Here is a 21,025-nt window from a genome sequence, read left to right as displayed (position 1 = left end):
AATCACCTCACTGTACGTTTAGCATACCGGAAAATCCCATAAAAGCCATCGCCATAAGTCCAATCGTGATTAAGGTAATTCCAGGTCCTTTTAACGGTCCCGGTACGGGAGATTTATCAACCTTTTTTCTTATTGCGGCTAGTGATATGATTGCTAACCACCAACCTAAGCCTGAACCAAGTCCAAATATAACTGATTGAAGGAAATTATAATTTCTAATCTGCATAAAAAGAGCTACACCCAGTATAGCACAATTAACAGTGATCAATGGAAGAAAAATACCTAAGCTCATGTACAAATTAGTTGACATCCTCTCTATAACCATTTCTGATATCTGAACTATTGCGGCAATAACTATTATGAACACTATGTATCTAAGATATTCTAAACCGAAAGGAATCAACAAATAATGGTATACAAGCCAATTAATTGCGGTAGTTATAGTCATAACAAAGGTTACTGCAAGACCCAACCCATTAGAAGAAGTGAAATCCTTTGAAACCGATATAAAGGAACACATTCCTAAAAAATTTGCAAGAAGTATGTTGCTTGTAAAAATAGAAGCAAAGAATAAAGATATCAAACCTACGTCAGGGGACATTATTTTTTAACCTCCTTTCTAAACTGGTAACCTTTGAGTATCCATATAAAAATAGCTAACATAAAGAAGGCACTTGGAGGCATAACCATTATAGTCCAATTTACAAAGTTATCTGGTAATACTTGAAATCCAAAAACTGTTCCAAAGCCCAATAACTCCCTCACAAATGCAACCATCAAAAGAACATACATATACCCTATTCCACTAGTTAAACCATCCCACAGAGAAAGTAATGGAGGGTTAGATTGAGCAAAAGCTTCTGTTCTTCCCATTATTATACAATTAGTTATGATCAAACCTACGTAAGGTCCCAAGGCTCTACTGACATCAGGTACATAAGCCCGTAGAACGATATCAACAATTATAACATAAAAAGATATTATCAAAGTTTGGGCTATCATTCTGACTTTCCTAGGAATGAAAGATTTTAACAAAGAAACCGTCAACGCCGATAAGCCTGTCACAAAAACGACTCCCAGAGTCATAATGGATGTGTTTATTAAAGTGTTAGTTACCGCTAATGTGGAACATATTCCGAGTATTTGGATGAATACAGGATTGTTATACCATAAATTATCTTTAGCAATTTCTATCCAACTTTTCTGAGCCATTAACTATTCACCCCCAGAATATCTTTCAAATTTGCAATCGTCTCGTTTACAATTCTTTCAATAGACTCAGAAGTTCTTGTTGCACCGGTTATTGCATCAACTTGTCCGTTTTCGTAGTCGTAGTCCCCGGAACCTTGCCCAGTTACTACTCTTATTTGACTGTCTATAATTTTAAGACCGGAAAACTGCCTTTTGAACCAATCTTCTTCTATCCTTCCTCCCAATCCAGGTGTTTCGTTTTGAGATATAAAATCAATGCCAACAATTCTAGAAACATCTTCGTTCACAGCTAAGACACCCGTGATAGTGCCCCATAGTCCACTACCAGTGAAGATGGTAGCATAGACATTTTGTCCGTTTACTTCGGCAGTGTATAGTTGAGAGCCATTAATAGATTCAGTTGAAACCATAGAGTTGTATTTTTGAAAGGCTTCTTCATCACTTTCATAAGATATACCCATTGCAGATAATATTGCTTTAATTTGGAACAATTCTTGATTCCTTGCTACCGTATCTTTTGTTAGTTCATTTGCTACTGCCAAAACGAAAACAAACACAAAAGAAATAATAAATGTGAATATAATGGTATAAACTCTACCTTCCCTTTTCATGCTTTCACCTTCTTTGTAGCAAAAGCTGTATCCAACAAAGCAGCAAAGGTGTTACCCATTAACACTCCAAAACTCGTACCTTCTGGGAAAAGAGAAAACGTTCTGATAAGTATAGCCGTAACTCCTATTATAATTCCATAAAACCATTTAGAAGTTTCATTTTTTGGTGCAGTTACAGGATCTGTTGCCATAAAAACGGTGACAAACATGAAACTTCCTGCTAGCAAGAATTCTAAAGGATAGGAGGCTTCCTGTACGCCTATTAAAGAAAAAAGGCCTGTCAATATAGAAGCACTCAAGAATGTGGATAACATAATTTTCCAACTAGCGGTTTTTGTGGCGATGAGATAAATTGCAGCGATAAGTATTAGAAATATAGGACCTTCTCCCATTGAACCTGATCTGAGTCCAAAAAATAATTCAAACAAGCCGAAACTTTCACCATTTGCTAAAACTTGTAGAGGTGTTGCTGAGGTTAAGATATCAGATGTCGCTCTCCCAAAATTTCCCGGTTGAAGCCATGATTGGGTCATAATATTTGGAAAGGTTATGTAAATAAAAAGTCTACCAGCAATGGCTGGATTAAAAATATTTCTTCCAAAACCCCCATAAACTTCTTTTGCAAATAAAACACCAAAAATAATCCCAATACTGGCGATCCACCAAGGCGTTGCAGGAGGAAGGGATAAGACGAATAAAGTACTGGTGACTAATACAGCTTCGCTAACTTGACGTTTTTGTCTTTTTTCCATAATGTACTCTGTCAAAATCCCAAAACCATAAACAAATATAGATAGAAAAATCAATCTCCATCCGTACATGTAAAAAGCAAAAGCGTAGACAGGTATCAGTGAGTACAGTACTCTTCTCATCATAACCTGTTTTTGGAAAAAGCCTGATGCCACATGAACACCCCCTTAATTAAATCTAAATTAATAAATCTATTGATATTTTAACATATATGACCTTAGATATCAACGATTCATTTTATCAATTTGTAAGAATTAAAAAAGGGCGAAAAAATTCGCCCCTTTGATTTTCTAAAGTTTATTAGTTTTGATATAAAACGTAAGCGGATAAAGGTGACACTTCGATTGTTCCTTCCACTACATTCAGTGTTTCGGTACCAGCTGTGTTTTCATTTACAACTAAATTCCATTCGCCTTCAGGTAGTGTGATTTGAACAGAAGATTCTGGTTCTGCATTGTAGACAACCACAATATTTTTCCATGGATCGTTGTTTGCATTATCTTTTATGATAAAAGCAACGGTTTTTCTATATTCTTTAGGTAGTTCGAAAAATTCAATGTGAGCTATTATATCTTCACTATTGGTCATTCTAAAAGCAGGATGAGCTTTTCTTAATTCTATCATACCTTGGTAATACTCAAATATATCGTAAAATTCGCTTTTCCTGTTCCAGTCGTATACGTTTGGTTCTAAAACATTGTATGGGTTATGATTACCGTTCTTAGTCCTTGCAAAATCCACCCCACCGTGTAAGAAGGGTACACCCTGCATCGTTAAGATCATTGCATTGGAGAATTTTTGAGAGGCTTTTAAGGTTTCTAAAGTTTGTGGGTCTAACTCTTCTTCCCACGGTTTTACACCGAGAGCAAGTGCATTTTTATCCCATAAGGTATGGTTATCATGGTTGGAAACGTAGTTCATAGTTTCTTGTGGGTCTTGTGCCCATGATCTTATTGTGCTGTCGTATTCAATAGATCCGACAACACCTCTTTTTATCTTTGTTTGTTGTCCTGCAGCCCCTAATCCAAAACCTTTGACCTCAGGTTCAAATACGCTTCCCCTAATAGCGTCTCTAACATCATCGTTGAATACAGCTACCTCTAAACCTTTTTGGTCTCCTTTGCCAAACGTTATTTGACCGCCACCAGTCCATGGTTCTCCATACAAAAGTACGTCTGGTAGTAGGGCATGTAATTCTTCTGATATTGTTTTTACCGTTTCTTTGTCAAATAAACCTAATAAATCGAATCTGAATCCATCAACATGATACTCATCGACCCAATACTTTAAACTATCTACTATGTATTTTCTCACCATGAACCTTTCCGTGGCTACTTCGTTCCCCACTCCAGATCCATTTGTATATTTCCCAGATTGATCAGTACGGTAATAGAAGTAAGGAACTGTTTGATCGAAAGGTGAATTCTTTCCGACTTGGTATGTATGGTTGTACACAACATCCATCACAACCCTTATACCGTTTTCGTGAAAAGTTTTGACTACGGTTTTCACTTCATTTATTCTCTTTAATGGATCGTATGGATCTGTCGAATAAATACCTTCTGGAACATTGTACACTAAGGGATCGTATCCCCAACCGTATTGCTCATCGAATTTAGTTTCATCTAAAGAACCAGCATCTTGAATAGGCATAATGTGAACGTGAGTAACTCCAAGTTCCTTTAGGTGTGATAATCCTGTTTTCACACCTGTGGGGGATTGTGTATTGTCTACAGTCAATCCAAGATATTTACCCCTGTACTCTTCTGGAACTCCAGAGCTTTCATCTATTGTAAAATCTTTTACATGAATTTCATAAACAATTGCATCTTCAGGATTTTTAAGAACAGGTCTTGTATCGTTATTCCAACCTACTGGGTCTGTATCATTCAAATCTATAATAGCTGATTTCGCGGAATTGACGGCAAGAGCTGTGGAATAAATATCTATTGTTCTTCTTGTTTCGCCATAAGATACGAACTCATATAGATAATATTGCCCTTTTAAATCACCGTTCATAGTGGCATGCCAAACTCCGTTATCGTTTTTTGACATGGGAATTTCTTTATATGGTTCTTCATCCAAATAATCATGGAAAAGTAGTACCTTTGCTTCTGAGGATACTGGGGACCATACTTTAAAATCTGTTTTAGCTGGAGAATAAACCGCTCCTAAATCGTTCCCATAGTAATGAAAAACTTCCTCATCTAAAATATTACGCATAATCACATAATTTTCTGATACATATCCTTCTATATCTATTTTATACAATTTATCCACATCCTGGGAAGATATTGGATTAGCTAGTTTTATTGTAATATTTGAGGTAACAGAAATATCGGTGGGATCGGTTTTATAAACATCTGATACATCCATGGCAATAGGATCAGAACCATCGACCTGATAAAAGTGGACTTTTCCTTCCCACTCTTTTGTATCAAAGGGTACCGTTAGACTAACCTTTATTTCATCGAAAGAATCCATGATAGCTGCATTTACTCGGGGACTTAAGTCAAGGTTTTTAGGATCGGTATAGTAATTCTCTACTCCAGATAAGACCCATATTTCAGCAACTCCGCTTTCAGGTATACTCACGAATCTATCCATTGAAATATCTTTTTCCCAACTATCTGTTCTTACAATGAACCCCAACTCCTCATGTTTTTCCTCAAATTTGACAATCGCATACTTACCAAAACTATCCTCACCTTCAAATAAATATCTAGCGCCTTCTTTGGAAACAGGTTTACTTGGCCAAATCCAAAGATTCCAAGGTTCATAATCACCATCAGGTCTGTGATAGTGTACGATCAAAACGGTCTGTGCGTCAAAGTTAGCAGCGGTTTTCCCTTCAGAAAGGCTTACAAAATTGTTAGGATTTGTACTTTCAACCTCTTCAGGCAAAGCTTGAGTTTGTGTGGCTTGATCTGCTTGCGCGGAACAACCTAACAACAAAGAAATTAAGAAGAATACTAGCAAAAAGTAACCTACTTTCCTCATAAATACCGACCTCCTTTTGAAGTTGTGATATAGTGAAAAGGTTTCCACAATATAGAAAAAAATAATAATATCTTCTATGTTTCTCTTTCTACTATTTTGGCTTCCAATTTGTAATGTTCAGCTTTTTCTCTTCCTTCCATGGAAGAGACGAACATCTCATAAGCAATTTCGACCATTTCGCTAATCGGTTGTCTAATCGTTGTTAATTGAAATAGCCTACTAATAGGAAGATTGTCAACAGCTATCAATGAATAATCCTTTTTTGGATACATATTCATTTCTTCCAAGTATTTTTTGACACCTACTCCAATCATGTCACATGTTGCAAAAATGGATGAATATTTTCTGGGGCGCCTTTTTATAAGGGTTCCAATCGCTTTATACCCCCCATCCCACAATAAATCGCTATATATAATCTTTACCTTTTTATTGTTCTCTTCCATAACTTCTAAAAAACCTTCGTCTCTTTTTTTGAAGACGAAAGAGGTAAATTCATTGTTGAGCTCCTTAAAAGTAACTAAATAGAAAGTACTATTTGCAGGTGAATTATTTATGAGATATTGAGCGGCTGTTTTCCCGACTTGATAATTATCAACGTAAACAGAATCGAATCTCTCATCATATGAATCGATCAATATTATTTTCTTAGGGGGAATTCTGTTATGAAAAATACTTGAAACGGAAAGAGAAGAGATAAACACACCATCGGTTTGATAAATTAGATCAGTATTTTGCTTAATCTTTTCCAGAGATATCTGATCTATGAGGGGAAAAACAATCAACCTATAATTATTTCGAGAAATTTTCTTTTCAAGTAGAGAATACATGATTCCATAAAATTCGTTTCCCATGTCTGGTGTTACAAAAGAAAGAGAATTTATATTTTTTGAAGATAATGTTCTAGCGTTAATGTTGGGAGAATATCCCAACTCTTCTATGATTTCTAGAACTTTCTCTTTTGTCTTTTCGCTTACCTTTTCGGAATTATTTAATACCCTTGAAACTGTTGCTATTCCAACGTTGGCGAGTCGTGCTACGTCTTTAATAGTGGGATTTGGATTTCTCTTTTTCTCTTTCACAATATTCACCTCGGAATCATAATTATATATATAGCGGAGCTTCAGCCCTACATTAAGGGGCAAGCCCCTTAAAAACCCCGAATTCAATACATCATTTGCAAAGCAAATGAGATTAGGAAAGTTATTCAAAAACATTACGAAAAAAACCATTTTGCATAAAACTGCAAAAAAACATAGTTTGCAAATTGCAGCAAACGCTCCCCACCCTAAAGGATAAAAGAGTTTTTGCCCCTTCTCCAAGCTCCTTTACCTAAAGGATAAAGGAGTATTTGCCCCTTCGCCCCGCTTTCCACCAATAAGGAACCGTTTCCTTTTTTACTCAATCTTATTTTACCTTTTTGATTAAAAAAAAGCTAATCAAATTATTCCTGATTAGAGACGATTATAGGCGATTATCATCGAATAAGTGAGAAAAACTTCGTTTTTCTCTATTTTAAGAAATTTGAAAAAGGTTTGCATAACGTTTATTCGTATGATATAATAAAAAAGGAATTATAAAATTTCATTGATAATCTAAGTTATAAAGAGGAGGAAATTTATGGGTTTTCTAGGAGTCTTGCTTATAATTATTCATATCATTTTAGCTTTAGGAGTAATCTACTTTGCACTGCAAAGAATGCAAAAAAACAGTGAATTAGGTGGGGCATTTGGTGCAGGCGGTTCTGCCACCAATTTTGGAAGAGAAAAAGGGCTAGATAAAACCTCCAAAATTGCTCTAACTTTTGGCATACTTTTCATGATCAACTGTTTTTTGGTAACTTGGATAATAGCTTAAAGGAGGAACCAATATTTGAACCCTGAAGACCAACTTAGAATTATACAAGAAGATTCCGTAGATTTTATTACACCAGAAGATTTTTTGAACAAATTAAGAGAAAAAGGCCAATTAAAAGTTAAGTTGGGAGTGGATCCTTCTAGAGCTGATCTTCACTTAGGCCATGCTGTTGTTTTAAGAAAGTTAAAACAGTTTCAAGAGTTAGGTCATATAGTTTACTTAATAATCGGGGATTTCACGGCAAGAATAGGAGACCCTTCTGGAAGATCAAAAACGAGACCTTTACTTTCTGAAGATGAAGTCCGAGAAAATTCTAAGACATACGTTGAACAAGCTTTTAGAATTCTTCACCCGGATAAAACTGTGGTAAAATTTAACAGCGAATGGCTTTCCAAATTATCTTTTGCTGATATAATTAACCTATCATCAAGATACACAGTTGCCAGGATGCTTGAAAGAGATGATTTCAGTAAAAGGTTAAAAGAAAATCAGCCTATAAGTATATCTGAATTTTTGTATCCTTTAGCACAAGCGTATGATTCTATTGTTATTGAAGCTGATGTGGAACTTGGAGGTACAGACCAACTTTTCAATCTTTTAGTTGGAAGAAAGCTTCAAGAAGAGTTCGGTCAGTCCCCACAAGTGGTGCTTACAATGCCTTTGATTGAAGGAACAGATGGGTACCTAAAGATGAGTAAAAGTTACGACAATTATATAGCTTTTAACGATTCTCCACAAGATATTTTCGGTAAAGTTATGTCTATTCCTGATCATCTTATTATTAAGTATATGAAATATTTAACAGATACTCCAAAAGATAAAATAAAAGATATTGAAAATCAAATGAAGAGTGAAGAAGTGAATCCAAGAGATATTAAAATGGTTTTAGCAGAAGAAATAGTTAATTTGTTATATAATAAAGAAGAAGCAGAAAAAGCTAAACAAAACTTTGTCTCAATCTTCCAGAAAAGAGAAATGCCCGAAGATTTGCCAGAGATTCAAATTAAAAGTGGAGAAACGATTTTAGACATAGTTTCCAAGACCAACGTTTACGATAGCAACAGTGAAATAAAAAGGGCTATAATGCAAGGTGCCATTAGAATCAACGACGAAAAAATAAAGGATTTCAAAGATGTTGTTGATTGTGATGATGGAGCTATATTAAGAGTTGGGAAAAAGAGTTTTTTTAAAATAAAAAAGATGAAATAGATTTTGCAAAATTTCTTTAAATATAGTATAATATAGTGACGGTTTTTTGAGAAAAGTAGTTTTTTATCAAATCAAAATCATAAAAGGGGGTAAGGAAGAATGAAGAAAACGCTTGCTTTATTTGCAGTAATGGTATTTGTGGTGTCTGCTTTTTCACTTGGCTTCACCGACGTAGGAGAGGATCATTGGGCGTATGATTACGTTATGAAGCTGGTTGAAAAAGGTGTAATTCCTGTAGACGAACCAACATTTAGAGGCTATGAACCTTTGACAAGGTCGGATGCAGCAGTTTGGATGTCGAGGTTGGTAACTTATTTAGAAAACTCTCCTGAAATCGCAAAGACGAGCGATTTAGCCTATTTGGAAGTCAAAGTAGATGATCTTTCAAAGAAGGTAAATAACGTTGAAAGTCAGTTCAATTCATTGAATGAGCAGTTGCAAGCGGATGATCTTTTATCCGATCTGCAGGCAACATATCAAGATGTTAAAAAGACAGCCTATAGAGCCAAAAACATTGGTGATGCTTTAGAGACTGATCTGTTGGCAGTTAGTCAGGACGTAGCTGGTTTAAAAGCAACGGTTAGTCAATTAGAGGTAACGGTAGAAGAAACAAAGAGTTTAGCTGAACAAAATCAAATGTTTGTCAAAGCATTGCCTTCGCTTTCTCAGAAAGTAGCTTCAAACGAAGAAAGGATTGCTTCGCTTGAAGAATTCAAAACAAGTATGACTAGGCAACATTTGAATCTCAAATACGATACTTACGACAAGATCGACGAATTAAGTAGCAGGGTATCTACAAATGAAGAGCAAATCGCATCTTTGTCTCAAGATTTAGCAGAAGTAAGAACTATAGCTGAGCTAAATCAGATGTATGTTAAGGCTTTACCAGATTTAGCAAAAAAAGCTGCTTCTAACGAAGCAAAGATAACAGAGTTAAGTCAACAAGTTGAAGCTCAAAATGCAGAAATACAAAAAGCGCAAGATAAAACAATGTTATGGTTAGTAGCTGGTTTGGGAGTTATTTTAGGTGCCGTTGGTATCTTCATGCCTCAATAAAATTTTATCAAATGTATGATTCGTATTGACAAGTACTATGGATGTTTGCTATAATAGTAAGGATTTTTTAAAAAATTAAATCAAAAGTAGAAGGGGGTTTTTGTATGAAGAAAGTTTTATTGTCTTTGTTGGTAGTTTTTGCTTCATTTGCACTTTTTGCAGTAGAGCCAGTGTATGATGTTAGCGGTACAGCTGGTTTTGAATTCAAGATGGATGAGAGTCCGTTGGATATCGAATCAGTGTTGGACTACGATGTCAGTATGGATGTTAGTTTTACAACCACACTTCCGGCAACTTTAACAGCAGGTTTCACGTTTTCACCTGTAAATGTGACTAAGGATGCCTCAGGTTATGTTACTGATGTATCACCAGCATTATCCTTAAACTACGTTCAATATGAGCAAGAAGCATGGTTATTAAGATTCCAACCAAGCGTTATAGCTTTAAGTAATTACACCATAAGCGGATTTACTAACGCTGTAGGCTCTTTAAAACTTGGGTTAACAGATTACGGAGTTAATGTCGTATTAGCTGACACAGTAGCTGGAGAGGTTACAGAACATGCTACAGGAGACTTTGCAATCCCTGGGAATATGATTTTAGGTGCTAGTTACGATCTCGATGTAAGTGGAGTAAAAGGTCTTGTTGCTGGAGCTTTCAAATTTGAAGATGCCTCCAACAATAGAGTTACGGTTGAAGTAGAAGTTACAGAAGTGCCAATTCCTGGTGAATTAAGTGCTGATTTAGCTTTTGGTTTACTGAATTTCTTAGATGCTTCTGACGAGGCCTCATCTGCTACGGCATATAGAGTAGATGCTGCTTATAAATACCCATATAAAATGGATACATTAACAGTTACACCCCACGTTGGGTTGACATGGCAGAATAACTTAAAGACTGTTTATGCAGAAGAAGTTGCAAATGATATATATGTCACTGTTAGTTGGGCTGACACACAAGAAGTCACAGCAGGGGTAGATTTGAGCTATCTTTTGGACCCATTGACTGTTGATTTAACTGATACATTAACAATCGATTTTTTAGAAGCAACACCTGTGTATTCCTTGGCTCTTACTCCAACCGTTGAGTACGCTATTTCAGAACTAAGTGTTGCAGGAGTAGAAGTACCTGTTACAATTGCTGATTTAACTGACTTCGCAAGTACATTATCTATTACACCTCATGGATATATAACCTATGGTGTGGCTGAAGTTCCTGTTACTTTAGGTGCAGATGTTTACTATTTCTTCGAAGATGGAGAACAGGCAGAAAATCCAATAGCATATATAGCCAACGTTTCTTATGCTTTCAACGACTACATGTCTGCAGGTGCCCACCTTGGCAACGAAACTCTGGACGTTTATGGTAATGTAATCGGAGCAGATACCTTAGCAGACTTACATTGGTATCTATATCTCAAAGCTGAATTTAAATTCTGAGATGATTGATAAAACAAAAAGCTGGCTATAAGAAGCCAGCTTTTTTAAAAACTAAAAAACATTATTTTTCATAAATTAATTCTATACCCACTTGTTCCAATTTTTCGTGTATGTTTTCATATCCTCTAAAGATATGATCCACATTCGAAATAATTGTTTCTCCTTCTGCAACGAGTCCAGCTATAAGTAAAGCTGCTGCGGCTCTAAGATCTGTAGCTTCTACAGGCGCTCCCGATAGTTTGTTTACTCCTTCTATAATTGCCGTGTTGTCTTCTACCCTAATCTTAGCTCCCATTCTGTTCAATTCGTCAATATGGTAAAATCTACTTTTAAACACAGTTTCTGTTATTGTAGATCTGCCTGGGACCAAAGATAAAAATGTTGTGATCTGAGGTTGCAAATCTGTTGGAAATCCCGGGAAAGGAGCTGTCTCCATGCTGATACTATTTAATGGATTGAGAAGAGTTTCTGATACTTTTACTTCTCTTTTTTTCTCGTCGTAATCTACTGGGCTTCCAATATTATCAAATACTGAGAATAAACTATTTAGATGTTCAGCAGATACATTTTTTATGGTTAGTTTTTCGCCCACGAGTTTACCTAGTATGATGTATGTACCAGCTTCAATTCTGTCAGGAATTATGGTGTATTTTACCCCCGATAATTTTTTTACGCCTTCAATTTTCAATATTGAGGTTCCACCACCTGTAATTTTAGCTCCCATTTTATTTAGAAAGTTTACTAAATCAGTTACTTCTGGCTCTATAGCGCAATTGGTGATAGTCGTTTTTACGCCTTCTAGTAAGCAAGCGGTGGTCAAGACATGCTCTGTGGCTCCAACACTTGGAAAAGGTAAGGATATATTTATAAAACTGTTAGGATTGTTCAATTTACTGGTTACGAAACCGTGTTCAATCGTACTTTCTATTCCCAACTTTTTTAAACCCTCTAAATGAAAATCCACAGGTCTTGCACCGATAGAACATCCACCTGGAAGTGCAACTTTCGCATAACCATTCCTGAGGGTTAATGGACCATAAACGTTGAAAGAAGCCCTCATTTTCCTTACGGGTTCATATGGAATCTCAGAATTGATATTACCTGAACTCTTAATTATCAATTGATCATCGAAACGTTCTATTACTTTTCCTGCACTTTCTAGTATTTCAATCATGGTTCTCACGTCTGCTAGATCTGGGACATTCCTTAAATCAATATCATCATCAGTGAGTAAAGATGCTCCCATAATTGGTAGCACGGCGTTTTTTGCTCCAGAAACGGTTAAAGTGCCTTTTGCCTTTTGAGGTCCTTTTACGATCATTTTTCCAGATGTATCTAAACCAATGCTTTTCAATTTTAGCCCCCCTAAGAAATAATGAAAGAACTTTTACCAATTTTTATTTCCGGTAGGTAGTAATTCACCAGAAAAAACCTTCCTTGCACTTTCTTCAACTGATTTGGAAAAATACGTTACTGATTTTAAATCTGTAGTGTTTATTTTTCTATATAATAAGTTTTCTCCTTCATCACGCCATCCCGTTAATACGATGCTATTGTTAAAAATTTCCTGAATTGTTTCTTCGAGAGTATCTTTACCGTAATTCCACGGAAGTGAAAATAGATTGTTTTTCTGCAAATAAAGATTATTACCATCAAAAAAGAGATCTACATTCTTTATTTGACCTGAATAAGTATAAAACGATCCACTCTTTTGAAGTAATGATTGTGTGGCATTTCTATCGTCTTTGGAGGTTACAATGATTACAGGGGTAACTCCACTTGTTTCTAACCCTCTTATCATTCTATAAAGAATTTCAGATATCAAATAAGGTGAATTTCCAATATACTTCAAAGGATCATCTGCATCTTTTTCCAAAATCATTAAATTACCGAACACAACAAAATCAATTCCCAAGTTTTTAAGGTAATAACCTAATTCTCTTGAAAAATCCTGAATTAAAGAAAAGTTTCTAACTGATCCTAAAGCCAAATAACAAAGCTCGGGATCAATCTCATTTAAATCTAAAAAATACCCCACGATGTAATTTGGGTCTAATTCAGTATTTTCAATATCGGTTAAAGTATGAAAAAATTTTCCAACTATTTGATTATCCTCTTTTATTATATCGTATATACTTCCAAAAGTAAAGCTAAATATTAACATTATCGAGATCATCAGCCAGTATCTTTTCAATGGCATATGCCACACCATCCTCATCGTTACTTGGTAACAAGTAATTTGCTACTTTTTTTACATCTTCTTTAGCGTTTCCCATCGCGAAACTGTTTTTTGTTAATTCAAGCATGTCTATATCGTTTTCGGAATCACCAAAAACGTAAAGAGTATTTGGATCTAAGTTGTAGATTTTTGAAATTATCTTCAAGCTATTTCCTTTGGAGACACCGTAAGGAATAAAGTCCAAATAGGTATCCCAAGATTTCATAAGGTTAAACTCTCCTTGGAGCTCATTTTCCGCTAATTTTTTAATTACGTCTATTTTATCTGGCTCTCCAATTGCCAATATTTTTAATGTTGGGTGAGATGAGGTTTCTATTTCAGCTATTAAATCATCTACCAGTACGTAATCAACAAATGAATGTTTAGAGTAATCTCTAATCTCTTTATCGTCTATTTCCGAAATAAGTTTATCGTTTATATAGATATGTCTGTGGATATTAAGGTCTCTAAGAAATTTTATACATTTAATTGCACTTTCATTTGCTACACCTTTTTCAAAAACTACTTTTCCATTGTGATCGACTATATATCCCCCGTTGTATGAGGAAATAATCACATTCCCTTTCAAAAAAGGTAGAAAGTTTTCCACTACGTACATAGTTGAAGCGTACATTCTTCCACTTGCTATTATTATAATATGTCCTTCTTCTTTTAATCTTTTTAAAGCTTGGTATGTTTTTGGCGAAATTCTTACCTCAGAATTTAAAAGAGTTCCATCCAAATCAAAAACAAAGGTTTTTTTCATATTCTTCCCCTTTCCAAACTGTAACTTTTTTAAAAACAAATTTCTTCTTTTATGAGTATTAGCGCCCCTTCTTTTATACTATTTTACCATATAAATCATTAATTATAAATTAATAAAGCAAACTAACAATGTTTTTCTTTTGCTTAAAGCCATCATAACAAATGTGTGGTATGATTTTTATAATTTAATTAAAGGGGGAGTGCCAGATGGATTTTGCTAAATTTGGTAGTAAATACATAGTTAGGTTGGATAAGGGAGAAGAAATCGTTTCAACATTGAAAGAGTTCTGTTCAAAAAATTCAATAAAATTAGGAACCGTATATGGTTTGGGTTCAACGAACGATATAACAATTGGTTTGTTCAATACTCATGAAAAGAAATACTTTTCAAAAGAGTTTAAAGGAGATTTTGAAATTTTGAATCTCACAGGTAACATATCTACTATGAATGGAGAGACTTATTTGCATTTACATGTAAGTACCTCAGATTCAGATCTTCATTCTTATGGTGGCCATTTGAATTCTGCAATAGTTAGCGGAACCGCTGAAATAGTAGTTGAAAGTATAGAGGGTGCAGTAGAGAGAAAATTTGATTCAGAAGTAGGTCTCAATCTGTATAATTTTAGGTGATAGTGAAGTCTATTTTGAGAAGGGAGCAAATAATTTGAATTTTATTGATACCCATTGCCATTTGTTACTCAAACAGTTTGATGATGATAGGCAAGAGATGTTGAAAAAAGCTAATGAAGAGTTGGATCTGTTGATAGAAATTGGTATAAATGTAGAGTCTTCAAAAAGTGTCGTTGATTTTGTAAAAGATGAGGAAAAAATATTTGGAGCTGTCGGAATACATCCCACTGAAAGCCAGGATTTAAAGGAAACAGATTTAGATAAAATAAAAGAACTGGCAGGAAAGCCTAAGATTGTAGCTATTGGAGAAATTGGATTGGATTTTTATTGGGAAACGAATAAACAAGATCAGTATAAAAGTTTGGATGCACAATTAGATATTGCTGAAGAAATGGGCTTACCGGTAGTTTTCCATATTAGAGACGCATATGAAGAGGCATACAATTTCTTGCAGAAAAAAGGGTTGCCAGCAAGAAAAGGTGTCGTTCATTGTTTTTCAAGTGATTGGGAAATGGCTGAGAAATTCTTGGATTTGGGATTATATTTAGGTTTTGATGGGCCGATTACTTATCCAAAAAATAATAAATTGAGGGAAGTGGTTGAAAAAACACCTGTTGAAAGAATTTTACCTGAAACAGACTCACCATTTTTACCTCCCGTACCATACAGAGGAAAAAGAAACAACCCAACTTATGTAAAATATGTTTATGAAAAAATATCAGAAATAAAAGGGATAGATGTTGAAACTTTGAAAGAGATCACAAAAAGCAATGCTGAAAAGTTTTTCTTTAATAAGGGCTGAAATGTCCCAATAATTTTAGTTTTTTCCCATTGATGGCATCTATTGTAGATATTCTTTTTTTACCAGGGAATTGTATCTCTTTTATCTTTACAGCCCCATCTCTACATTTTACAAGTATTCCGTCTTTTTCAATACGTATTATTGTTCCTGGTTCTTCTTTATTTTCTATTGTAAACAAATCATCAGAAAATTCCGAACCAAATATCTTTACCTCTTCTTTTTCGTAGACGCTTCTTACCCCGGGGTATGGATCGTAAGCTCTAATCTTGTTATGAACCTTTATAGCATCATTATTAAAATCTACAATTAGATCTTCTTTTGTAATTTTTTCTGCATATGAGGCTTCTTCTTCGTTTTGTGGTTTCAAAGTTAAATGATCGAATGAGTTCAAAAACTCTAAAACAGTTTCTTTTGCAAGTGATAATAATTTTTCATAAACTATGCCGTAATTGTCGTTTATTTCAATGGGGACACTTTTTTGAATGGCTATATCTCCCGCATCAAGAGCTTCTACCATCTTGAAAATACTGATTCCCGTTTCTTTTTCTCCATTTTCTATAACGCGTTGAATTGGGGCTGCTCCTCTATATTTTGGCAATAAAGAAGCATGTACATTCCAACATCCTTTAGGTGGAAGTTTTAAAACATTTGTTTTTAATATTTTTCCAAAAGCTGCGGTGATAATAATGTCAGGGTTCAGCTCTTTCAAAAAGTCAAACCCCTCTCCCTTATTAACGCTTTTTGGTTGAAATACCGGGACATTGTATTTTAGGGCAACTTCCTTAACCGCTGGTGGTTGAAACTTTTTCCCCCGCCCTTTAGGTTTGTCAGGTTGGGAAAATACTCCAACAACATTGAAATTGTTTTTTATTAGTTCTTCCAAAACTTGGGCACCAAAATCAGGTGTCCCCATGAAAACAATTTTAAAATCCTTACTATTTGTCATGTTTTTACCGTTTCACCTAACTCCCATGCACGTTTTTTGCCCTTTTCTATTAGTTGGTTCAATTCCTTTTTTAACCTGGCTTTCTTTACAATGGGTAATTTGTCAGTGAATAGAATTCCCTCAAGGTGATCTGTTTCATGTTGAAATATTCTTGCCTGATACCCGTGAAGTTCTTCCTCTATAACGTTGCCACTTAAATCCTGATAACGCACCCTCACACCTTCAGGTCTAACAACATCTTCAAATATATCAGGAATGCTTAGGCATCCTTCTTCAAAGCTAACCTCTTCTCCTAAGAACTCTATTATTTCGGGATTAATAACAACTTTTTTGCCCTTTTCATTTTCTTCCCGAGAATCCATGATGAAAAACCTCAAAGATATTCCCACTTGAGGTGCAGCTAAACCTACTCCATCGTATAGATACATTGTAGAAAACATCTCATCAACGACATCTTTTAAATTGTCATCGAAATTTTCCACTTTTTTTGCCCTTTTTCTTAAAACAGGGTCCCCAATAAGTCTAATTTCCATCTTTTTAAACCTCCAACCAAGATTTTAATTCATCTATAAAATCATATTTTGTCATGAAAACACTTAGCGGCGTTACAGCAACATAACCTTGATTTATTACGTTGTAATCTGAATTGTCATCGTTATCATCTTCTATGATATTTCCCAACATCCAATAATAAGAATTCCCAAAAGGATCTTTTCTTTCTTCAAAGTAATCTTGGTATCTTCTTCTACTCTGCTTGGTAATTTTTATCCCCTTCATTTCATCGTAAGGGATTTTTGGGATATTGACATTTAATGTAGTAAATTCTGGCCAATTGTTCAAATCTAATTTTTCCAATATGTTCAAAACAACCTTTGCTCCATCTTCAAAGTTAGGATTGGAAAAGTCAACACATGAAACAGCGATAGAAGGATAACCACCAACAGCGCCTTCCAACGCCGCAGAAACGGTACCAGAATAAAGGACATCTGTTCCAAGATTGGCTCCCCTATTTATACCGGAGATTACCACGTCGAAATGTATGTCTTTATATATCGCGTCTAATCCAATTTTAACACAATCGGCAGGTGTTCCATTCACTGCGTGACCAAAGAAAGTATCTCCAAACTTAACTTTTTTAGCCCAAAGAGGGTTTCTCACTGTAATTCCATGCCCTGTTGCACTTCTTTCGATGTCGGGAGCGACAACGTAAACATCATGCTTTTGCTGGAGATAAGTTTTTAGTGTGATAATACCTGGAGACATTATTCCATCATCATTTGAAAGTAAAATATTCACAAGTCTTTCTACTCCTTTTTTAAATATATCTATTAATTTGCTTTTTATAATTTTAACATATTTATTTTATAATTTATTAAATACTAAATTAATTTTGCTGCTTTTTGCAAAACGCTTTATTCGTAATGCTTTTGAAACAACATCCAAACCCTCATTTGCGGAGCAAATGATGTATCGCCCTGTGCAAAACGTTTTTTTGTAATGCTTTTGAAACAGCATCCTTATTCTCATTTGCGAAGCTTTTGCCGCCCTGTGCAAAACGCCTTTTTGTAATGCCTTAGAAATAATTACCAATAGCTCATTTGCTTCGCAAATGATGTTTGCAAATGACGTACACAAATCTGGTATAATAAATATAAAAGGCAATATTTTACATAAGGAGACCAATTTTGAAAGTTTTAGGTGTAGTTGTTGAATACAATCCCTTTCATAATGGACACCTTCATCATTTGAGAGAAGCTAAAACTTTAATTAACCCTGATTACACAATCGCTGTGATGAGTGGGAATTTTGTCCAAAGAGGAGAACCTGCGATCTTGGATAAGTTTTCGCGTGCAGAAGTTGCGGTAAATATGGGAGTAGACATCGTCTTCGAATTGCCTTTTGTCTATTGTATACAAGATGCAAGTGGCTTCGCTATGGGGTCCATAGGCGTATTAGAGAGAACCAATGTTGTTACAGATATAGTTTTTGGTAGTGAATCGAGTAATTTAGAAGTTTTGGATAAAATATCGAACATTTTATACGAACAACCCAAAACTTTTAAAAAGTTACTCAATAAACATTTAAAAAAAGGTTTATCTTTTCCAAATGCTCGAAAGTTTGCCTTAGTCGAGTATTTAGAATCTTCAAATTACGAACCCAATGTGATAGACATATTAGAACAATCAAACGATATCTTAGGTTTAGAGTATTTAAATGCCTTAAAATTATATGATTCAAAGATTATTCCACACACTATTCAAAGAATAAAAGCTGAATATAATCAAAAAGAATTCACAGGTGAAATTTCCAGTGCCACTGCGATACGAAATCTTATAGAAAAAAACGAGATGAACAAAGTTAGACAGGGGGTTCCATCCCTTTCATATGAAGTTCTTCGCAGGGAGATTGAGAAAGGTAAGGCTCCAATCATGTTTGAAGATATGAGAGATATGATTTTAGGTAAGCTGCGAATGATGAAAAAAGAAGAATTAATACAAATAGACGGTGTAAAAGAAGGATTAGAAACTAGATATTCAAAATTTTCGAAAATAAGTTCCAACCTCACAGAATTAGTAAACCACGTCAAGACGAAAAGGTTTACGTTGACGCGAGTAAAAAGAACGCTTTTAAAGATTTTTTTTGATTTAAAAGAAAGAGACGTGAAATTATACAACAATCACGGACCACAATATTTAAGGGTTTTAGCCTTCACAGAGAAGGGGCAAGAGTTACTTGGTAAAATGAAAGATCTTTCTGCTTATCCAATTATTACTACCCCATCGACATACAGAAAAATATATAATAGATTAAACGACAATTTATTATCAAGCAAAAAAAGGTATCAAAGTATTCCTGAAATCTATTTAAATCAGATTGAATACGATTTTTTGGCAAGTAATATTTACACCTTATTATTCAAAAACAGGGATTTATCTTCATATGAACCTGATAAAAAGCAAAGGGTTATAATGTTATAATCAAAACATTTCGTTTTCGGAGGTTCTTCAATGGAAAAGATTCTTGTTATCGATTATGGTTCTCAGTACACTCAGCTTTTAGCAAAAAGGATTAGGGATCTGGGGGTATTTTCAGAAGTAATTCAGTATGACGATAATATATCCCTTAGCAATGTGAAAGGCATAATCTTATCCGGTGGACCTGACAGTGTTTATAATATCGATGCACCCGATATATCAGATGAAATTTTGAACGCTGAACTACCTATTTTAGGTATTTGTTATGGAATGCAACTTATAGCGAAGAAACTTGGCGGGAAGGTTGAACAAAGAGGTATAGCTGAGTATGGAAAAACGAAGATTAACATAACCGATCAATCCCTCTTGTTTAAAAAGATTCCCAGTACGTTTAACGTTTGGATGAGCCACAAGGATATGGTAACTAAAGTTCCTGAGAAATTTAAAATTACTTCTCTCACCTCAAACAATATCATCTCTTCTTTTGAAAACGAATCAGAAAATATATACTGCATCCAATTTCACCCCGAAGTTAGACATACTGAATTCGGAATTGATATATTGAAAAATTTCATTCAGGGTATATGTGGTTTGAAAGGTTCTTGGACCTTGATGGATTTTGTTGAAAATAAGATAAAAGAAATAAAAGATACAATAGGTGATAAAAAGGCAATTATAGCTTTATCAGGTGGAGTAGATTCATCGGTTGCCGCTGTACTAACCCACAGGGCTATTGGCAACAACCTGAAAGCTATCTTTGTAAACCATGGTTTTTTGAGAATGAACGAAGTTGAAGAAGTTGAAAGCACGTTCAGAGATTATATGGGTTTGAATTTGACAACAGTAGACGCCCAGGAGCGATTTTTAAGCAAATTAAAAGGGGTCACCGATCCCGAACAAAAACGTAAGATCATAGGGGAAGAGTTTATAAGGGTTTTTGAGCAAGAAGCAAAAAAAGAAGAAGGTTGCGAGTATTTAATACAGGGAACAATATATTCAGATGTCATAGAAAGTGCAAAATCCGGGAAAAAGACATTCAAGATAAAGAGCCATCACAACGTGGGAGGGCTTCCAGAGGATATAGATTTAAAAATAGTGGAACCACTTAAAGAACTTTTCAAAGACGAAGTTAGAAGCGTTGGAGAAATCTTAGGTCTCCCAAGAGAGATACTGTACAGGCATCCATTTCCAGGACCGGGATTGGCGATTCGAATCATGGGAGAAATAAACGATGAAAAACTCACCATTTTAAAAAAGGTAGACAATATTTTTATAAACACCCTTAAAGAAACAGGCTGGTACGATAAAGTATGGCAGGCTTTCGCTGTTTTAATACCGGTAAAAACGGTTGGTATAACTGGGGATAAAAGAAGTTATGGCTATGTGGCAGCTTTAAGATCCGTTGATAGTGTGGAAGGAATGACTGCAGATTGGTCTAAGGTTCCCTTTGAAATTTTGGACTTAGTTTCCAGCAGAATAACCAACGAAGTTGAAGAAATTACAAGAGTGGTTTACGATATTTCATCAAAACCCCCTGCTACAATAGAATGGGAATAAT

At 35.0% G+C, this 21,025-nt stretch carries 20 protein-coding genes; 8 read left to right on the top strand and 12 right to left on the bottom strand.

What is annotated here, in order from left to right; translation table 11 throughout:
- Positions 1–7 precede the first annotated feature (7 nt).
- The 6 genes from PMOB_RS00325 to PMOB_RS00300 all read right to left on the bottom strand — a co-directional run bounded on the left by PMOB_RS00325 (position 8) and on the right by PMOB_RS00300 (position 6,652).
- The gene (locus PMOB_RS00325; protein WP_012207921.1) at positions 8–601 is read right to left on the bottom strand and encodes an NADH:ubiquinone reductase (Na(+)-transporting) subunit E; all 594 of its coding nucleotides are present in this window, start codon (positions 599–601) and stop codon (positions 8–10) included.
- Positions 601–1,212: an NADH:ubiquinone reductase (Na(+)-transporting) subunit D gene (locus PMOB_RS00320; protein WP_012207920.1), complete on the bottom strand. Its 612-nt coding sequence runs from the start codon at positions 1,210–1,212 to the stop codon at positions 601–603. The genes PMOB_RS00325 and PMOB_RS00320 overlap by 1 nt, the downstream gene beginning before the upstream one ends.
- Entirely contained in the window at positions 1,212–1,823 is a 612-nt protein-coding gene (locus tag PMOB_RS00315; RefSeq protein WP_012207919.1) for an FMN-binding protein, read from the bottom strand. The genes PMOB_RS00320 and PMOB_RS00315 overlap by 1 nt, the downstream gene beginning before the upstream one ends.
- A complete protein-coding gene (locus PMOB_RS00310) occupies positions 1,820–2,728 on the bottom strand; it encodes an RnfABCDGE type electron transport complex subunit D (protein WP_012207918.1) in 909 nt (302 codons plus the stop codon). The genes PMOB_RS00315 and PMOB_RS00310 overlap by 4 nt, the downstream gene beginning before the upstream one ends.
- A 145-nt stretch (positions 2,729–2,873) precedes the next feature.
- Complete coding sequence (gene pulA / locus PMOB_RS00305; RefSeq protein WP_012207917.1) at positions 2,874–5,573, bottom strand: type I pullulanase; 2,700 nt, start codon at positions 5,571–5,573, stop codon at positions 2,874–2,876.
- A gap of 74 nt (positions 5,574–5,647) precedes the next feature.
- Entirely contained in the window at positions 5,648–6,652 is a 1,005-nt protein-coding gene (locus tag PMOB_RS00300; RefSeq protein WP_158245174.1) for a LacI family DNA-binding transcriptional regulator, read from the bottom strand.
- Between the two features lie 538 nt (positions 6,653–7,190).
- On the opposite strand from PMOB_RS00300, the gene secG reads away from it, so the two are divergent.
- The 4 genes from secG (at position 7,191) to PMOB_RS00280 (ending at position 11,131) form a co-directional block, all read left to right on the top strand.
- Positions 7,191–7,427 (top strand): preprotein translocase subunit SecG, encoded by a 237-nt coding sequence (gene secG, locus PMOB_RS00295; RefSeq protein WP_012207915.1) that lies wholly within the window; start codon positions 7,191–7,193, stop codon positions 7,425–7,427.
- A 15-nt stretch (positions 7,428–7,442) separates the two neighbouring features.
- The gene (gene tyrS, locus PMOB_RS00290; RefSeq protein WP_012207914.1) at positions 7,443–8,636 is read left to right on the top strand and encodes a tyrosine--tRNA ligase; all 1,194 of its coding nucleotides are present in this window, start codon (positions 7,443–7,445) and stop codon (positions 8,634–8,636) included.
- Between the two features lie 99 nt (positions 8,637–8,735).
- A complete protein-coding gene (locus tag PMOB_RS00285) occupies positions 8,736–9,692 on the top strand; it encodes an S-layer homology domain-containing protein (RefSeq protein ID WP_012207913.1) in 957 nt (318 codons plus the stop codon).
- 104 nt (positions 9,693–9,796) lie between these two features.
- Positions 9,797–11,131: a hypothetical protein gene (locus PMOB_RS00280; protein ID WP_012207912.1), complete on the top strand. Its 1,335-nt coding sequence runs from the start codon at positions 9,797–9,799 to the stop codon at positions 11,129–11,131.
- A gap of 61 nt (positions 11,132–11,192) precedes the next feature.
- Here PMOB_RS00280 and murA read toward each other — a convergent pair whose 3' ends face one another.
- Genes murA through PMOB_RS00265 form a run of 3 tightly spaced genes read right to left on the bottom strand, consistent with a single transcriptional unit; the run spans position 11,193 to position 14,115 of the window.
- Positions 11,193–12,485: a UDP-N-acetylglucosamine 1-carboxyvinyltransferase gene (gene murA / locus PMOB_RS00275; protein ID WP_012207911.1), complete on the bottom strand. Its 1,293-nt coding sequence runs from the start codon at positions 12,483–12,485 to the stop codon at positions 11,193–11,195.
- 33 nt (positions 12,486–12,518) lie between these two features.
- Positions 12,519–13,331, bottom strand: coding sequence for a hypothetical protein (locus PMOB_RS00270; RefSeq protein ID WP_155811028.1), 813 nt, complete (start codon positions 13,329–13,331; stop codon positions 12,519–12,521).
- Positions 13,282–14,115 (bottom strand): Cof-type HAD-IIB family hydrolase, encoded by an 834-nt coding sequence (locus tag PMOB_RS00265; protein WP_012207909.1) that lies wholly within the window; start codon positions 14,113–14,115, stop codon positions 13,282–13,284. The genes PMOB_RS00270 and PMOB_RS00265 overlap by 50 nt, the downstream gene beginning before the upstream one ends.
- A gap of 206 nt (positions 14,116–14,321) precedes the next feature.
- Here PMOB_RS00265 and PMOB_RS00260 point away from each other — a divergent pair, with 206 nt between their 5' ends.
- Complete coding sequence (locus PMOB_RS00260) at positions 14,322–14,744, top strand: PPC domain-containing DNA-binding protein (RefSeq protein WP_012207908.1); 423 nt, start codon at positions 14,322–14,324, stop codon at positions 14,742–14,744.
- A gap of 34 nt (positions 14,745–14,778) precedes the next feature.
- Positions 14,779–15,546 (top strand): TatD family hydrolase, encoded by a 768-nt coding sequence (locus tag PMOB_RS00255; protein WP_012207907.1) that lies wholly within the window; start codon positions 14,779–14,781, stop codon positions 15,544–15,546.
- Here PMOB_RS00255 and fmt read toward each other — a convergent pair.
- The 3 genes from fmt to surE are packed head-to-tail and all read right to left on the bottom strand — an operon-like array spanning position 15,533 to position 17,788.
- Positions 15,533–16,492: a methionyl-tRNA formyltransferase gene (gene fmt / locus PMOB_RS00250; RefSeq protein ID WP_012207906.1), complete on the bottom strand. Its 960-nt coding sequence runs from the start codon at positions 16,490–16,492 to the stop codon at positions 15,533–15,535. The two genes, PMOB_RS00255 and fmt, sit on opposite strands and share 14 nt — an antisense overlap.
- Positions 16,489–17,025, bottom strand: a complete 537-nt coding sequence (gene def / locus PMOB_RS00245; RefSeq protein WP_012207905.1) for a peptide deformylase — start codon at positions 17,023–17,025, stop codon at positions 16,489–16,491. Before def ends, fmt begins: the two co-directional genes overlap by 4 nt.
- A 4-nt stretch (positions 17,026–17,029) precedes the next feature.
- Complete coding sequence (gene surE, locus PMOB_RS00240) at positions 17,030–17,788, bottom strand: 5'/3'-nucleotidase SurE (protein WP_012207904.1); 759 nt, start codon at positions 17,786–17,788, stop codon at positions 17,030–17,032.
- Positions 17,789–18,177: 389 nt separating this feature from the next.
- Between surE and PMOB_RS00235 the strand changes: the two genes are divergently transcribed.
- Entirely contained in the window at positions 18,178–19,470 is a 1,293-nt protein-coding gene (locus PMOB_RS00235) for a nucleotidyltransferase (RefSeq protein ID WP_012207903.1), read from the top strand.
- Positions 19,471–19,500: 30 nt separating this feature from the next.
- Positions 19,501–21,024, top strand: a complete 1,524-nt coding sequence (gene guaA, locus PMOB_RS00230) for a glutamine-hydrolyzing GMP synthase (RefSeq protein WP_012207902.1) — start codon at positions 19,501–19,503, stop codon at positions 21,022–21,024.
- Position 21,025 lies beyond the last annotated feature (1 nt).

The organism is Petrotoga mobilis SJ95 (genome assembly GCF_000018605.1).
Classification (GTDB): Bacteria; Thermotogota; Thermotogae; order Petrotogales; family Petrotogaceae; genus Petrotoga; species Petrotoga mobilis.
This window is presented reverse-complemented; position numbering and strand designations above follow the sequence as displayed.

Bases quoted from the DNA above. Each gene is read 5' to 3' on its own strand.
- PMOB_RS00270 (WP_155811028.1), bottom strand. From the start codon at position 13,331: ATGCCATTGAAAAGATACTGGCTGATGATCTCGATAATGTTAATATTT.
- def (WP_012207905.1), bottom strand. From the start codon at position 17,025: ATGGAAATTAGACTTATTGGGGACCCTGTTTTAAGAAAAAGGGCAAAA.
- PMOB_RS00260 (WP_012207908.1), top strand. From the start codon at position 14,322: ATGGATTTTGCTAAATTTGGTAGTAAATACATAGTTAGGTTGGATAAG.
- PMOB_RS00265 (WP_012207909.1), bottom strand. From the start codon at position 14,115: ATGAAAAAAACCTTTGTTTTTGATTTGGATGGAACTCTTTTAAATTCT.
- guaA (WP_012207902.1), top strand. From the start codon at position 19,501: ATGGAAAAGATTCTTGTTATCGATTATGGTTCTCAGTACACTCAGCTT.
- PMOB_RS00320 (WP_012207920.1), bottom strand. From the start codon at position 1,212: ATGGCTCAGAAAAGTTGGATAGAAATTGCTAAAGATAATTTATGGTAT.
- PMOB_RS00285 (WP_012207913.1), top strand. From the start codon at position 8,736: ATGAAGAAAACGCTTGCTTTATTTGCAGTAATGGTATTTGTGGTGTCT.
- pulA (WP_012207917.1), bottom strand. From the start codon at position 5,573: ATGAGGAAAGTAGGTTACTTTTTGCTAGTATTCTTCTTAATTTCTTTG.
- PMOB_RS00280 (WP_012207912.1), top strand. From the start codon at position 9,797: ATGAAGAAAGTTTTATTGTCTTTGTTGGTAGTTTTTGCTTCATTTGCA.
- PMOB_RS00325 (WP_012207921.1), bottom strand. From the start codon at position 601: ATGTCCCCTGACGTAGGTTTGATATCTTTATTCTTTGCTTCTATTTTT.
- fmt (WP_012207906.1), bottom strand. From the start codon at position 16,492: ATGACAAATAGTAAGGATTTTAAAATTGTTTTCATGGGGACACCTGAT.
- PMOB_RS00315 (WP_012207919.1), bottom strand. From the start codon at position 1,823: ATGAAAAGGGAAGGTAGAGTTTATACCATTATATTCACATTTATTATT.
- secG (WP_012207915.1), top strand. From the start codon at position 7,191: ATGGGTTTTCTAGGAGTCTTGCTTATAATTATTCATATCATTTTAGCT.